This window comes from Muricoccus harenae (assembly GCF_009848505.1).
GTDB lineage: Bacteria > Pseudomonadota > Alphaproteobacteria > Acetobacterales > Acetobacteraceae > Roseomonas > Roseomonas harenae.
The window spans coordinates 62,497-76,742 of sequence record NZ_WWDL01000007.1; the positions used below are offsets into that span (position 1 = coordinate 62,497).

The 14,246-nt window shown below is 69.9% G+C and carries 13 protein-coding genes; 5 read left to right on the forward strand and 8 right to left on the reverse strand.

From position 1 onward, the window contains the following. Positions 1 to 125 precede the first annotated feature (125 nt). Both GSE44_RS07405 and GSE44_RS07410 read left to right on the forward strand, forming a co-directional pair. Positions 126 to 2,129 (forward strand): pre-peptidase C-terminal domain-containing protein, encoded by a 2,004-nt coding sequence (locus GSE44_RS07405; protein ID WP_159348154.1) that lies wholly within the window; start codon positions 126 to 128, stop codon positions 2,127 to 2,129. Continuing rightward, the gene (locus tag GSE44_RS07410; RefSeq protein ID WP_159348155.1) at positions 2,104 to 2,484 is read left to right on the forward strand and encodes a hypothetical protein; all 381 of its coding nucleotides are present in this window, start codon (positions 2,104 to 2,106) and stop codon (positions 2,482 to 2,484) included. Before GSE44_RS07405 ends, GSE44_RS07410 begins: the two co-directional genes overlap by 26 nt. Before the next feature lie 26 nt (positions 2,485 to 2,510). On the opposite strand, the gene GSE44_RS07415 is transcribed toward GSE44_RS07410, so the two are convergent. From GSE44_RS07415 to queA, 6 genes are all read right to left on the reverse strand, one after another. Continuing rightward, positions 2,511 to 3,476, reverse strand: a complete 966-nt coding sequence (locus GSE44_RS07415; RefSeq protein ID WP_159348156.1) for an MYG1 family protein — start codon at positions 3,474 to 3,476, stop codon at positions 2,511 to 2,513. A gap of 50 nt (positions 3,477 to 3,526) precedes the next feature. Continuing rightward, the gene (locus GSE44_RS26460) at positions 3,527 to 4,387 is read right to left on the reverse strand and encodes a lytic transglycosylase domain-containing protein (protein ID WP_408015094.1); all 861 of its coding nucleotides are present in this window, start codon (positions 4,385 to 4,387) and stop codon (positions 3,527 to 3,529) included. Between the two features lie 129 nt (positions 4,388 to 4,516). Continuing rightward, entirely contained in the window at positions 4,517 to 5,587 is a 1,071-nt protein-coding gene (gene queG / locus GSE44_RS07425; protein ID WP_159348157.1) for a tRNA epoxyqueuosine(34) reductase QueG, read from the reverse strand. Continuing rightward, the gene (queF, locus tag GSE44_RS07430) at positions 5,584 to 6,048 is read right to left on the reverse strand and encodes a preQ(1) synthase (RefSeq protein ID WP_159348219.1); all 465 of its coding nucleotides are present in this window, start codon (positions 6,046 to 6,048) and stop codon (positions 5,584 to 5,586) included. The genes queG and queF overlap by 4 nt, the downstream gene beginning before the upstream one ends. Next, a complete protein-coding gene (gene tgt, locus GSE44_RS07435; protein ID WP_159348158.1) occupies positions 6,042 to 7,196 on the reverse strand; it encodes a tRNA guanosine(34) transglycosylase Tgt in 1,155 nt (384 codons plus the stop codon). The genes queF and tgt overlap by 7 nt, the downstream gene beginning before the upstream one ends. Further along, the gene (gene queA / locus GSE44_RS07440) at positions 7,193 to 8,257 is read right to left on the reverse strand and encodes a tRNA preQ1(34) S-adenosylmethionine ribosyltransferase-isomerase QueA (RefSeq protein WP_159348220.1); all 1,065 of its coding nucleotides are present in this window, start codon (positions 8,255 to 8,257) and stop codon (positions 7,193 to 7,195) included. The genes tgt and queA overlap by 4 nt, the downstream gene beginning before the upstream one ends. A gap of 162 nt (positions 8,258 to 8,419) precedes the next feature. Between queA and GSE44_RS07445 the strand changes: the two genes are divergently transcribed. After that, complete coding sequence (locus tag GSE44_RS07445) at positions 8,420 to 9,508, forward strand: calcium-binding protein (RefSeq protein ID WP_159348159.1); 1,089 nt, start codon at positions 8,420 to 8,422, stop codon at positions 9,506 to 9,508. An 84-nt stretch (positions 9,509 to 9,592) separates the two neighbouring features. Further along, the gene (locus GSE44_RS07450; protein ID WP_159348160.1) at positions 9,593 to 10,789 is read left to right on the forward strand and encodes a hydantoinase/carbamoylase family amidase; all 1,197 of its coding nucleotides are present in this window, start codon (positions 9,593 to 9,595) and stop codon (positions 10,787 to 10,789) included. A gap of 20 nt (positions 10,790 to 10,809) precedes the next feature. On the opposite strand, the gene GSE44_RS07455 is transcribed toward GSE44_RS07450, so the two are convergent. After that, positions 10,810 to 12,093 (reverse strand): O-antigen ligase family protein, encoded by a 1,284-nt coding sequence (locus GSE44_RS07455; protein ID WP_159348161.1) that lies wholly within the window; start codon positions 12,091 to 12,093, stop codon positions 10,810 to 10,812. 282 nt (positions 12,094 to 12,375) lie between these two features. Between GSE44_RS07455 and GSE44_RS07460 the strand changes: the two genes are divergently transcribed. Further along, the gene (locus GSE44_RS07460; protein ID WP_159348162.1) at positions 12,376 to 12,981 is read left to right on the forward strand and encodes a DUF2585 family protein; all 606 of its coding nucleotides are present in this window, start codon (positions 12,376 to 12,378) and stop codon (positions 12,979 to 12,981) included. A gap of 35 nt (positions 12,982 to 13,016) precedes the next feature. On the opposite strand, the gene GSE44_RS07465 is transcribed toward GSE44_RS07460, so the two are convergent. After that, on the reverse strand, positions 13,017 to 14,039 hold the full coding sequence (locus GSE44_RS07465) for an SDR family oxidoreductase (RefSeq protein WP_235924611.1): 1,023 nt from the start codon (positions 14,037 to 14,039) through the stop codon (positions 13,017 to 13,019). Positions 14,040 to 14,246: the final 207 nt, after the last annotated feature.

The following is a 14,246-nucleotide window of genomic DNA, read 5'->3' on the forward strand; positions in this document are numbered from 1 at the left end:
TGTATAAGTTATTGTCCGCGCGAGTTCGTTGCACGAATTACAATCACAGTCGCATGATTACCATTGTACGTTATTCGACCTTCGCACCGGCTGTCGTAAGTTGTTCTGGGGCAAGGAGAAGCAACGTGCCGGGAACGACCAGCGTAAGCAAGACGGGCAACCAGGATACTGACGGAGTGCTGAGCGGCACGCGGTGGGACACGCTGAACCTGACATTCAGTTTTCCGGCGAGCGCGTCCTTCTATGGGACCAATTACGGGGGTGAGCCAAGCTCCGGCTTTGAGCCGCTCAACGCGATGCAGATGACGGCGGCGCGCGAGACCTTCGCGATGATCTCGGCGCTTACGAATCTCACCTTCGCCGAAATAACGGAGAGCGCGACGACGCATGCGGATCTCCGCCACGCGAGTTCCAGCCTGCCTGGTACCGCATGGGCCTATTATCCGTCCAACGCACCCTCCGGCGGCGATGCCTGGTACAATGGGAACGGGACCTATGACGTCCCCATTCTCGGCAGCTATGCCTATTTCACCTTCATGCATGAGATCGGGCACAGCCTCGGGCTGAAGCATGGCCAGGAGAATTCGGTCTATGGGCCGATGACGCCGGCCCATGATTCCCACGAATACTCGCTCATGACCTATCGCAGCTATGTTGGCAGCCCGGGCCAATTCTACACGAACGAGACCTGGGGTGGCCCGCAGACCTTCATGATCAGCGACATCGCTGCGCTGCAGCACATGTATGGCGCCGATTATTCGATGAACGCGGGCGACACGACCTATAGCTGGAGCCCGATCACCGGCCAGATGTCGCTGAACGGTGTCGCGCAGGGGATGCCTGGCGGCAACCGCATCCTCCGCACCGTCTGGGATGGCGGTGGCAACGACACCTATGATCTCTCCAACTATTCAGGCGGCGTCACGATCGATCTCCGCCCCGGCGAATGGACGACGACATCCCAGGTGCAGCTCGCAAATCTGGGAGACGGGCATTTCGCGCGGGGCAATATCGGGAATGCGCTGCTGTATCACGGCGACACCCGCTCGCTGATCGAGAATGCGATCGGTTCCTCGGGCAACGACACCCTCTACGGGAATGTGGCGGGCAACCTGCTCGACGGGCGAGGCGGAACCGACACGGTGGTGCTGGCGGGCGCGCGGAGCGACTATGCCTTCGCAGGGAATGCCGGCAGCTTCACGGCAGCAGGCTTCGGTGCGACAGATTCCATCCTCAACACCGAATTCGTGCGCTTCCTGAGTTCGGGTGTCGTCGTTGCCTCGGCGGATCTGTTCAGCACCGGCAGCTCGCCGGATGACTACCGGGACAGCATCACGGATCAGACCTCGCCGCTCGGCGCGCTGAGCGCTGGAGGCTCGCGCACGGGGCGGATCGAGGCCGCGGGGGACAGGGATGTCTTTGCCATCAGCCTGAAGGCGAGCAGCGACTATACTTTCGAACTGCGCGGGTCGCCGAGCGGTGGCGGAACGCTCGGCGATGCCGTGCTCGAGTTGCGCGACAGCAAGGGCGCCCTGCTGCTGTCCAATGACGACTTCAACTCGGCGGATGCAACCCTCGTTTTCCGGGCGAAGACGACTGGCACCTACTACCTCTCGGCGGGCGGCGATGGCAGCAGCACCGGGACCTACACGCTCTCCGCCTTGCGTGGCTTCGACGACCACGCGGACAAGCTGAGCGACACCAGCTCCGCGATGGGCCATCTGGCGGTGGGTGGGACACGGATGGGCGCGATCGAGAGAAGTGGCGATATCGACTTCTTCGCCGTGACTCTTGCCGCCGGGCAGTCCTACAGCTTCGACCTGCGAGGATCGCCCTCGGGTTCCGGCACGCTGCCCAATGCTCTGCTGGAGCTTCGCAACAGCGCGGGAAGCGTGCTGCTGACCAATAACGACTTCGGCGGGTCACGCGATTCCCACATCAGCTACACGCCCAGTGCGGACGGCACCTACTATCTGAGCGCGCGCGGCTCCGGCAGCAATATTGGCACCTATAGCCTGAGCGCGAGCAGCCCATCCGGCAGCCGCGCGGCTGGCGCGGAGGAGGACGTGCCTTTCCAGCCTGTCCTGTTCGCCGGCGCGGCCCATGCCGATTACCATCTGCCCGCGTGATGCGGCGCCGGGGGGTGGTGAACGCCATAGCCGGGGCGTGGCACTGCCGATCCGGCGCGGCAGGCGCCGCCACCACTTTGCCGTCCGGGCGGCGGTGCTGCTCTCGTGCTGGGTGCTGCTGCTCGGTGCCTGGGGCGCCGCTGCATCCGGTGGGGACGGAGCGGTGAGCAACCCTTCCGTCGTTCCGCCGGCACGCAGCGGCGATATCGCAATCCAGCAGGAGCTGGAGGCAGCGAGAGCGGCTGGCACGCGGGAGGCCTACGACCTTTTCATCGCAAGGCATCCTGGTCATCCGCTCGAGCGGGTGGCGCGCGAGGAGCGTGCGAAGCTGGAGGGGCAGTCTTCGGGACGTTAGAGGGGCGGTGCGACGCCGGAAGGGCTTCAGCCGCCTGCAGTCGCGGCGGCGGTGCCGATGGCGATGGCCTTGCGCGCCATCTCCATCGCACCCTGGCGGGACCGTGCGGCGGCGACGAAGCGGCGGGCATGGGTGAAGACCGCATCGGATATGCCACAGACGGCCGCCAGATCGGCGTCGCGCAGGCCGGCCCAGGCTTCGGGCAGGGGCATCCGCTGGGCGAAGGAGCCGGGCTCGGGCGGCATGCTATCCACCATCCAGTTGCCGTTCGGCACGGGATACACGGCGTAGAGGACCGGCAGCCCATGGGCGAAGACCGGGTTCTCCCAAGGCATCTTGCTGTCGAGCTCCAGAATGCGCGGGTCGGCGGAGCGGGCATGCGCGGCGACCACCACGGCCTCGGCCGCGAGGCTGGCCCGCATCGCCTCGGCGCGGCGGCGGAGGAAGGCTTCGGCGAGTTCGGAGGCACGGAGGAAGGCGGCGTCCTCGGCGGCGCGGTCGCCGATGGCGGGCGAATCCCAGGACGGGTTGCAATCGGCGACCGCCGCCGAGAGGTCGAGCGCGCCGCCCGGCTTGCCGAAGCCGTTGTCGATTTCGTCGATGCGGCGGATGACCTCGTGGTCGATCCCGGCGGCAATGGCGGGGATCAGGCCGGCGGCAGCGGGTAGGATGGCGCGGAGGGCGGCCTCGCCATGCTGGCGCCAGACCAGGCCGGCGGCGCTGAAGGGAGTGCCGTCCTCGCGCAGCGGGGCGCCGCGCTGATGGTGGTCGAAGCGGTGGGTGGCGGGGTCGTGAATGGCGCCGACATCCCAGACGATATCGGCGCTGGCGAGCGCGGCCTCGTCGCGGCTGCGGAGAAGGCGGTGATCCTGCCCGGCCGCGCGCAGGCCGAGCGCGAGGCGCAGGACGGCATAGGCGAAGGCATCGTCGAGATGGAAGGTGCCGCTATGGGTCGCGAGCAGGGGGCCGGAGGGCGGCGGCTTGGTGTCCATCGCCCTTCCCTAGACCGCTGGATGGATAGCGGCCAGCGGCGGTCCGGCTTTCAGCGCAGGATGCCGGTTGGTGCGCCGGGAGTAACCAGACCGCCGCCTTCAAAGGCGCGGAGGGAGGGGTCGTCGGCCGACCAGCCGGTACCGCCCTGTGATGGGCGGTAGTCCACGCCCATCAGGCCGCCGCCGGCATAGGCGAGGTCGGCAGCGGAGGTGGAGGCCGTCCGGTAGCTGCCGCCGCCGATATATTCCGTCATCGGGCCTGTCATCGCGACTTCCGGCCCGAGCCGTGGGGCTACGCTGGCGATGTAGTTGATCGTCTCGTCGGGCAGGATCTTCGCGCCGGAGAGGTAGCCGTCCACCCGGTCCGGCCCGGCGTTGTAGGCGGCGAGGAAGCCGGGCGCCCCGTAGCGGTCGTACATCTGGCGGATATAGGCGGCGCCGGCGAGGATGTTGTCGCGCGGCTCGTAGGGGTCACTGCCGAGGCCGTGGCGGGCGCGCAGGATGTCGTAGGTGTGGGGCATCACCTGCATCAGCCCCATGGCGCCGACGGGGGAGGTGATGGGGTAGCCGCTCGCGTCGTAGAGGCGGCCGCCGCTCTCCTGGCGCATGATGGCGCGGATCCAGCGATCGGGGACGCCGAAGCGGGAGGAGGCCTCGCGGATATGCGGGCCCCATGGGTCGTCGGGCGTGCCTGGGACGGCGTAGCTGCGGGCGGCATGGGCGCGGTAGCTGCTGGCCTCGGCACGGGAGGCAGCGGGGTCGTAGCCGTAGTCGCCATTGCCGTCATAGCCACGGCGGCCGTCCCAGCTTGTGGTGTAGGGCGCGGCGGCGCAGCCGGACAGGAGCGCGGCGAGGAGGAGTGCCGCGAGGGAGCGCATGGCGGCGGGGGCCTTGGACAGAGATGGTGTCATGGGCGCCTGGAATGGAGTTGCGTCGTCGTGGTGCCGCCAGTCTGCCGGATCGTCGCGCGGCTGGCAGGGTCAATCGGGCGTGACAGCGGCGGTTGGCGCGCGGGTGTGGCAGCGCGGTGTCGCCTGTGCTTACGGGGCGTGGGGATCAGGCCGGTGCGATGCGGCCGTGCCCAGGCGGCCCGCGGCCCAGCGGGCACTATCGGCCACCACCGGGTCTTCGTCGTCGCCGAGCGCGAGGGCGACGGGCAGGAGCGTTGGGTCGGCCGAGTTGCCGATGGCGTTCAGCACGTTGCGGACGAAGCGGTTGCGGCCGACGCGCTTGACCGGCGAGCCGGAGAAGCGGGCGCGGAAAGCTGCGTCATCCAGCATGGCCAGTTCGGCGAGGCGGGGGGCGACCAGGTCCTCCCGCGCGATCAGGCCGGGGACCGTGGTGGGGGCGGCGAAGCGGTTCCAGGGGCAGACGGCGAGGCAGTCGTCGCAGCCATAGATGCGGTTCCCGAGGCGGGGGCGAAGCTCCTCCGGGATCGGGCCGCGATGCTCGATCGTCAGGTAGGAGACGCAGCGGCGGGGGTCGAGCTGGTAGGGGGCGGGAAAGGCGTCGGTGGGGCAGGCCACCTGGCAGCGGGTGCAGGTGCCGCAGCGGTCGGCATGGGGCGCGTCGGGTTCGAGGGCGAGGGTGGTGTAGACCTCACCGAGGAAGAGCCAGGAGCCGTGGGCCCGCGAGACGAGGTTGGTGTGCTTGCCTTGCCAGCCGATGCCGGCCTGTTGCGCGAGCGGCTTTTCGGAAACGGGGGCGGTGTCGACGAAGACCTTCACGCCGGAGCCATCGAAGCGCGCGACCATCCAGCGGGCGAGGGCCTTCAGGCGGGATTTCACCAGGTCATGGTAGTCGCGGTGGCGGGCATAGACGCTGATCGTGCCGCGGTCGGGCATCTCCAGATAGGAGAGGGGGTCGTCCTCGGGGGCGTAGGAGAGGCCCAGGGAGATGACGGAAAGGGCTTCGGGCCAGAGGGCCTGGGGATGGGCGCGCTGCTCGGCGCGGGTTTCCATCCAGCCCATCTCGCCATGCATTCCCGCGGCGAGGAAATCGGCGAGGCGGTCCCGGACTTCCGGGCCGAGTTCCGCCCGCGCGAAGCCGACCGCGTCGAAGCCCAGGCGCAGGGCTTCGTCGCGGATCAGCGCGCGGGCGTCCCTACTCATCCGCGGCCGCGATAGGGCGGGACGCCCTGGTCGGGGATCCAGGCGCCGGCGAGCGGGGCGCCGGTCTGCCAGAAGACGTCGATCGGAATGCCGCCGCGCGGATACCAGTAGCCGCCGATGCGGAGCCAGGCGGGTTCCAGCAGGGCCACCAGGCGCTTGGCGATGTCGATGGTGCAGGCCTCGTGGAAGGCGCCGTGGTTGCGGAAGGAGGTGAGGTAGAGCTTCAGGCTCTTGCTCTCCACCAGCCATTCGCCAGGGATGTAGTCGATCACCAGATGCGCGAAGTCGGGCTGCGCGGTGATGGGGCAGAGGCTGGTGAATTCGGGCGCGGTGAAGCGGGCGACGTAATGCGTGCCCTTGTGCGGATTGGACACGCGCTCCAGCACCGCCGTCTCGGGCGATGTCGGTTGGGCGGTGTACTGGCCGAGCTGGGTCAGGCCGGATACGTCATGGTTCACGATGTCGTCTCCTCCGGCGAGGGCGGCTCGGGCGGCGTGGGGGTTTCCCACTTCGCGGCGATGGCGGCGGCCTCGGCCTCGAAGCGACCCTCGAGGATGGCGGCGCGGAGGCGTGCCATGAGGGTCTGGTAGTAGCGGATGTTGTGCCAGGTCAGCAGCATCGGGCCGAGCATCTCCTCGGCCCTGATGAGGTGCTGGATATAGGCACGCGAATGCCGTGTGCAGGCCAGGCAATCGCATTCCGGATCCAGCGTGGACGCATCGTCGGCATGGCGGGCGTTGCGCATGTTGAGCACGCCGCGGCTGGTATAGGCGCGGCCGGTGCGGCCGGAGCGCGTGGGAATCACGCAGTCGAACATGTCCACGCCGCGGCGGACCGCGCCGATGATGTCCGACGGCGTGCCGACGCCCATCAGGTAGCGCGGCTTGTCCTGCGGCAGCATGGGCACGGAGAAGTCCAGGGTGCGGAACATCTCCTCCTGGCCCTCGCCGACGGCGAGGCCGCCGATGGCATAGCCCTCGAAGCCGATATCGGTCAGCGCCCTCGCGCTTTCGGCGCGCAGGTCCTCGAAGACGCTGCCCTGCTGGATGCCGAAGAGACCGTAGCCGTCGCGCGGCTTGAAGGCGTCGCGCGACCGGGCAGCCCAGCGCATGGAGAGGCGCATGCTCTTGGCCGCCGCCTCATGCGTGGCGGGGAAGGGGGTGCATTCGTCGAAGCACATGGTGACATCGGAATCCAGCAGGTGCTGGATCTCGATGCTGCGCTCGGGGGTCAGGCGGTGCTTCGTGCCGTCGATATGGCTTTGGAAGGTGACGCCATTGTAATCCATCTTCCGCAGCCCGGCGAGGGACATGACCTGGAAGCCGCCGGAATCCGTCAGGATCGGGCCGTGCCAGTCCATCAGCCTGTGCAGCCCGCCGAGGCGGCCAACGCGCTCGGCGCCGGGGCGGAGCATCAGGTGATAGGTATTGCCCAGCACCATGCGGGCGCCGGTGGAGCGTACGGCATCGGCCGTCATCGCCTTCACCGTGCCGGCGGTGCCGACGGGCATGAAGACGGGCGTCTGCACCTCGCCATGGGCGGTGTGCAGCGTGCCGGCGCGGGCGGCGCCATCCTTGCCCTGGAGGGAGAAGGAGAGGGGGCCGTTCATGCCTCGGCCTCCGCATCGTCCCGGGTGATCAGGCTGGCATCGCCATAGGAGTAGAAGCGGTAGCCGGCGGCGATGGCATGCGCGTAGGCCGCCTTCATCCGGGCGGTTCCGCCGAAGGCGCAGACGAGCATGAAGAGCGTGCTCCGCGGCAAATGGAAGTTGGTGAGGAGGAGGTCGGCGCCGCGGAAGCGGTGGCCGGGCAGGAGGAAGATGTCGGTCAGCCCCTGGAAGGGCGCGATGGTCCCGTCCTCCCGCGCCGCGGTTTCCAGCAGGCGAAGGGCGGTGGTGCCAATGGCGACGATGCGGCCGCCCCGGGCGCGGGCGTCGTTGATGGCGGCGGCGGATTCCGGCGTCACCTGGCCCCATTCGGCATGCAGGCGCTGGGCGCGGGGGTCGTCTCCGCGGAGGGGCAGGAAGGTGCCGGCGCCGACATGCAGGGTGAGGGTGGTGCGCGACACGCCGCGCGCCTCCAGGGCTGCGAGCAGATCCGGGGTGAAATGCAGGCTGGCCGTGGGGGCGGCGACGGCACCGGGGGTGCGGGCGAAGATGGGCTGGTAGTCCTCGCGGTCCTCCGGGCGGGGGCCTTCGGGGCGCGCGATATAGGGCGGCAGGGGGATTTCGCCCGCCTTCTCCAGCGCGGCGGCCAGGGCGGCCTGATCCGGGCCGAAATCCAGGCGGACGGCGCCCTCCATCGGCGCTTCCACCACGCGGGGAGCAAGCTCAGGGGCGCCGTCGATCGACAGGATGTCGCCGGCGCGCAGCTTGCGGGCGTTGCGAACCAGGGCATGCCAGGTTCCGTCGGCCTCGGCGCGGTTGAGCATGATCTCAATCCGCGCCTCGCCGCGCAGGCCGCGCAGGCGGGCGGGGATCACGCGTGTGTCGTTCACCACCATCAGGTCACCGGGGCGCAGGAGATCCGGCAACTCGCGGATGATGCGGTCCATGGGCGGGTCGGCCACGCATAGCAGCCGCGCGGAGTCGCGCGGGCGGGCAGGGGACTGGGCGATCAGCGCCTCGGGCAGGTCGAAGGCGAAATCGGCGGTGGTGAGGGGGCGGGGCAGGGGACCTGGCCGTTGGAAAGGGGCGGGGGCGGGTAGCCCTTCCGGCGGGCGGGGGCAAGCGCGGGAGATCACGTGAACATTAAAATGGTTAACGAGGTGTGAGGTTGTGAAGGGGCCATAAACGTCTCAGAAAATAGACCGTCGACAATTGGTGAACGAGTCGTGCGGTATTCGACCCAAAGCTGGCGCCCCCATGGGAGCGTCGACCTGGCCGAGGCGCTTCACATGGCGGCGCTGCGCGATGCCGCGTTGATGCAGCCGGAGGTGGCGGGGATTGCCCTTGCACGGACGATGCCGGCGGACGGCTCGTTGCTCACGCTGTGGGAGGCGCTGTTCGAGATGATCATGGACGAGCCGCCCACCCCGGCCGCAATGCCCATGCCCGCTGATGTGCCTGTCCCCGCCGTCGTTCCCGTGCTGCCGCTGGAGGCCGTGCCCGCCCCGGCGGCGCCCGTGCTTCCACCCGCCCCGATCCTCCCCCGCCTGCTGGGCGGACTGGCGGACGAGATGCTGGTGGGCGGTGACGGAGACGACGTGATCAACGGGGGTGGTGGCCGCGATACGCTGTCCGGCGGCGCGGGGCGGGACATCATCACCGGCGGGGCGGCCGACGACAGCATCGACGGCGGCGCCGGCAATGACAGCATCCAGGCCGGGGATGGCGACAACCGCGTGGATGGCGGAGAGGGCCTTGACCTGATCGGCACGGGCCGTGGCCGGGACCTCATCCTGGGTGGGGCGGGCAACGACCTGATCTCCGCTGGAGCCGGCGATGACCGTGTCTTCGGGGGAGAGGGGGCGGATTTCATCCTTCTCGGTGCCGGGGATGATTTCGGCGATGGCGGGCCGGGCGACGACTTCATCCAGGGCGAGGCAGGGGATGACATCCTCTGGGGCGGCGAGGGGAACGACATTCTGTCCGGGGGTTCCGGCCTGGATCAGGTGCTGGGCGGGACGGGCGATGACCTGGTGATACACCGCTTCGCCGATCGCGGACCCTTGCCGGATCTCTATCTCGGCGGGGCTGGGCGGGACACGCTGCGATTGGAATTCGATTCCGGTTTCTGGGGCGACCCCGCCAATCGCGAGGCCGCCGCCTCCCTGGCCCGCTGGATCGAGGGCAGGCCGGGGGAGGAGGCCAGCTTTGCCGATGCGCGGCTCGGCCTTTCCGTCTCGGGCTTCGAGGTGCTGGCGGTGACGGTGGATGGCGTCGCGCTGGCGCCCGGCTGGTTGGACAACTGGTTCGCCTGATGGATGTTTGCGGGCGGGATGATGTTGCGCGGTACCAATCCGCTCTAAACCCTCCGACGCAACCCTGAGGATGGAATCGCGCACATGCAGGTGGACACCGATCGTTTCCTGGCGGACCTGCATGCGCTGCGCCGCTTCGGCGAGTTCAAGAGCGGCGTGCACCGCCCGACCTTCTCGCCGCAGGACATGGAGGCGCGGCACTGGTTCGTCTCCCGACTGCGGGAGGAGGGGCTGGAGGCCGAGATCGACGGCATCGGCAACATCCTCGGCCGCAGCAAGAAGCCGGGGCCGCATCTGCTGGCGGGCAGCCATCTGGAAAGCCAGAACGAGGCGGGGTGGCTGGACGGCGCGCTGGGCTGCGTCGCCGCGCTGCATCTGGCCCGCGCCGGGCTGCCGGTGGATGTGGCGGTCTTTGCCGATGAGGAAGGCCATTACGGCAGCTTCATCGGCAGCCGCTCCTTCACCGGGCTGCTGGAGGAGGCGGAGATCGACCGCCTGGCCAACCGCTACCACGAGAAGCCGCTGCGGCAGGCGCTGCGCGAGGTGGGGCTGGAAGGGCGCCCCCGGCTGCAGGTGGAGGCCGGGCGCTACAAGGCCTTCCTCGAGATGCATATCGAGCAGGGGCGGCAGCTCGAGAGCCAGGATCTCGGCATCGGGGTGGTGACGGGGATCGTCGCCATCTGGCAGTGGAAGATCACCATCGAGGGCCAGCAGAACCATGCCGGCACCACCACCATGGCCGAGCGGCGGGATGCCGGCATGGCGGCGGTGCGGCTGCTGGCGATGATCGACGAGGAATTCCCCCGGCACTGCGCCGAGCGCACCGTCTGGACCGCTGGGCGCATAGCCCTGACGCCCGGCGCGCCTTCCATCATCCCGGGCCGGGCCGAGATCCTGTTCCAGTACCGGGACGTGGATATCGAGGTGCTGCGCCGGCTCGAGGGGGTGCTGCGTCGGTGCGTTGCCGAGAGCAACCGGCGGGAGCGCACCCATGCGGTGCTGGAGGCGCTTTCGCTCTCCACCCCGGCGGTCAGCGACCATGCGCTGCAGGATGCGCTGGCCGATGCCGCCGAGGCGCTGGCGCCGGGCCGGTGGCAGCGCATACCCTCCGGCGCCGGGCATGACGCGCAGTACCTCGCCCGGGTGATGCCGGCCGCGATGCTCTTCGTGCCCTCCATCAATGGCATCAGCCATCATTGGACGGAGGATACGAAGGAGGAGGACCTGGCGCTCGGCATGCGCGTGATGGCCGAAGGCGCCCGCCGCATCCTCGCGGGCTGAGACGGGCCAGGCCTGGCGGGTCAGACCCGCCGGGCTGCGAGCCCCGCCGCGAGGGCGGCCGCGAAGGCCTCCGTGGCAAGCCACCAGGGCTGCCACACGCCGAAGGAGGCCATGAAGGTCACGGCGCCGGAGGCCAGGACCCCGGCCGCGACTGGGGGCGCCCCCCACCCCAGGGCCAGCACGGCCAGCGCGGCCAAAGCGAGGCCGATCCAGCCCAGTTCCAACCGGATCTGCAGCGCGCCGTTATGCGGGTGCAGCGACATGCGCTCGACCCCCTGCTGCGCGAAGAAGGCGTGCTTACCTTCCGGCACGATGCCGAGGCGGGCCAGGGATTCCGGAGACGGCCTGTCATGGCCGCCGGGAAGCTTCCGGCTTGCCTCCATGCCCCAGCCGAGGAGCGGCCTCTCGGCCGCGCGCTCCAGGGCGAAGTCCCAGATCAGCATCCGGTGCAGGGCGGAATTCGGTGCGCGCTGCGCGAGGTCGGGCCGGAGCATCAGCGGCACCAGCAGGGGCGAGGCTAGCAGTCCGCCCGCGAGGATCACCGCCAGAAAGCAGGACATGGCGCGGCCACCGACCCAGACCAGCCCGGCCACCAGCACCCCGGCCACGGCGGCGATCTTCGCCGTGTCGCCGGGCAGGATGAGGATGGCGCCGGCGCCGGCGCCGAGGAGGAGCCATCGCCAGCCGGCCCCGACGCGCAGCCGCAGTAGCAGGGGCAGGAGGAGCGCCATCACCGAGGCGGCGGGCTTCAGGCCGAATTCGAGCCCCGGCCGGGATGTCTTCAGGCCGCGGACGGCGGCGCGGATGGACTGGCCAGTGGCATCGTCGATGGTGGCGAGGGCGATGCCCAGGGTGAGCCCGGCCAGGAGGCACCAGACCAGGTTCCGCCGGGCGGCCGGCCCTTCCTCCTCCACTACGACGGCGCAGGCGCCGCCCAGAAGCGCCAGGCCGGCGAGATTGCCAGCGGCGGTGAGGGCCCAGCCCCAGTCCGGCGCCCATAGGCTTGAAAGGGCGCCCCAGGCGGCGAGGCCGACCAGGGGCAGCATTGCGAGCCCGCGCGGCCAGGGCCAGCGCCCTGCTTCCCGCCGGTGGGCGAGGACGGCGAGCAGCATGCAGAGGATGGCGATCGGGGCCATCGCCTTGGATTGCAGCACCGCCGCTGGAGGGGCGATTACCGCCGCCACCGAGAGAGGCAGGCTGGCGGTCCACCACCAGGCGCGGGGCGTGCCGCGATGCAGGGCACCCGGGCCGGGGCCGTCCGCGAAGTCGCTGGCATCTGGCGTGCGGATGCGGGGCAGCGCCATGTTGACCGCCTCTGCCCCGCCGGCAAGGTCCGGCGGGGCCGCCTCGGGCTGGCCGGGGGCGGTCAGCGGGGGCCTCCGGTGCTGGCCGCAGGCAGCGGTGCTTGCATTCTAGGCTGTCCGGTGGGCTGGGGACGGGTCACGCGATGCCATGCTCGTCCTTGTCGTGGGGATGTGGGACCGGCCGCGCTTCGCGGGCCATGGCGTTCTAAACCGGCGGGCGGTAGCACCCAAGCGGTGCCTTCGGGATCTTTGCCTGGGAAGCCGCGGGTGGCAGGCAGGGGGATGACCACGCGAATCGCGCCCATCGGCCGGGCCAGGATCTCGACCAGGGCTTGGATCTGGAGCCTGGCCATCCTGGTCCTGGCGGCCGGAATGGCGGGGGTGCTGCTGGCCATGGGGCGGGTGCCGATTTGCGAATGCGGCACGGTGACGCTCTGGCACGGGGCGGTGAACAGCGCCGAGAACTCGCAGCACATCGCGGATTGGTATGCGCCGTCCCATCTGGTCCACGGGCTGTTGTTCTACGGCCTGTTCTGGCTTCTGGCGCCACGCGCGCCGCTGGGGGCACGAGCCCTGATGGCGGCGCTGCTGGAGGCGGCCTGGGAGATCGTCGAGAACACGCCGATGGTGATCAACCGCTATCGCGAGGCGACGGCGGCGCTCGGCTATGCCGGGGACAGCGTGGTGAATTCGCTGTCCGATCTCGGCTTCATGCTGATTGGTTTTGCCTTCGCGGCCCGGGTGCCCGTCTGGGTGACGGTGGCGTCCGGGCTGGCGTTGGAGTTGCTGGCGCTGGCGGCGATCCGGGACAACCTGACGCTGAACGTGCTGATGCTGCTCTGGCCGGTGCCGGCGATCCGGGACTGGCAGGCGGGGTTGGGGGGCTGAGGCCTGGCCCCCTCTGCGGGGGCCAAGCGTGCCGCTCAGGGATTGCCCGAGCCGCCGGAGGCGCCGAGGACCTGGCCGGTGGTGAAGCTCGATTCCTGGCTGGCCAGGAGCACGTAGGTGGGGGCGATCTCCACCGGCTGGCCCGGGCGGCCCATGGGGGTGTCGCCGCCGAACTTCGTCAGCATCTCCTGCGTCTGGCCGCCCGAGGGCTGCAGGGCGGTCCAGTAGGGGCCGGGTGCCACGGCGTTCACGCGGATGCCCTTCTCCGCCAGCTGCTTGGCCAGGGATTTGGCGAAAGCGACGTTGCAGGCCTTGGTCTGCGCATAGTCGAAGAGGGCGGCGGAGGGCTCATAGGCCTGGACCGAGGCGGTGATGATGATTGAGGCGCCGGGGCGAAGATGCGGCAGCGCGGCCTTGGTGATCCAGAAGGGCGCGTAGACGTTGGTCTTGAAGGTCCAGTCGAAGAATTCGGTGGTGAGGTCGGCCAGGGCGGGGATGGTGTGCTGCCGGCCGGCATTGTTCACCAGGATGTCGAGGCCGCCCAGTTCGCGCACGGCGGTCTCCACCATCTGGCGGCAGAAGGCTTCCTCGCGGATGTCGCCGGGTAGGGCGACGGCCTTGCGGCCCTCCTTGCGAATGAGGTCCAGCACCTCGTCGGCATCCGGCTGCTCCTGCGGCAGGTAGCCGATGGCGACATCGGCGCCCTCCCGCGCATAGGCGATGGCGGCGGCGCGCCCGATGCCGGAATCGCCGCCGGTGATCAGCGCCTTGCGCCCGGCGAGGCGGCCGGAGCCGCGATAGCTCGTCTCGCCATGGTCGGGGCGCGGGTTCATGCGGCCGGCGAGGCCGGGCCATTCCTGTGGCTGCCGTTCGAAGGGCGGGCGGGGATATTCGGCGCGTGGGTCGCGCGGGGTGACGAGGGGCGGGGTGCCGCTGGCCTGGGGGGAAGTTCCCTGGGCTTCGGCGGGGGCAGCGACCAGCGCGGCTGCGGCGGCCCCGGCGGTCATGCTGCCCATGATCTGGCGGCGCGACGGTGCGGCGTCGTTGTTCCTGTCCACGGACGGGGTCTCCTGTCGGTGATGGATGTCGGGCCGTGGGCGCATCCCGCCGGGAAGGGAGCGCCGTTTTCGGCCGGCAGGCGGCCGCGCCACCGGGCCATGGTGAGGGCGGGGTGCGGGCGCCGGGTGGCGGTGCTTGTTCTGGCTTGCGGAGCCGAACGCCCGGCCCTGCGGCCGGTTGCCATTTCGGCGTAACCCCTCCGCTCG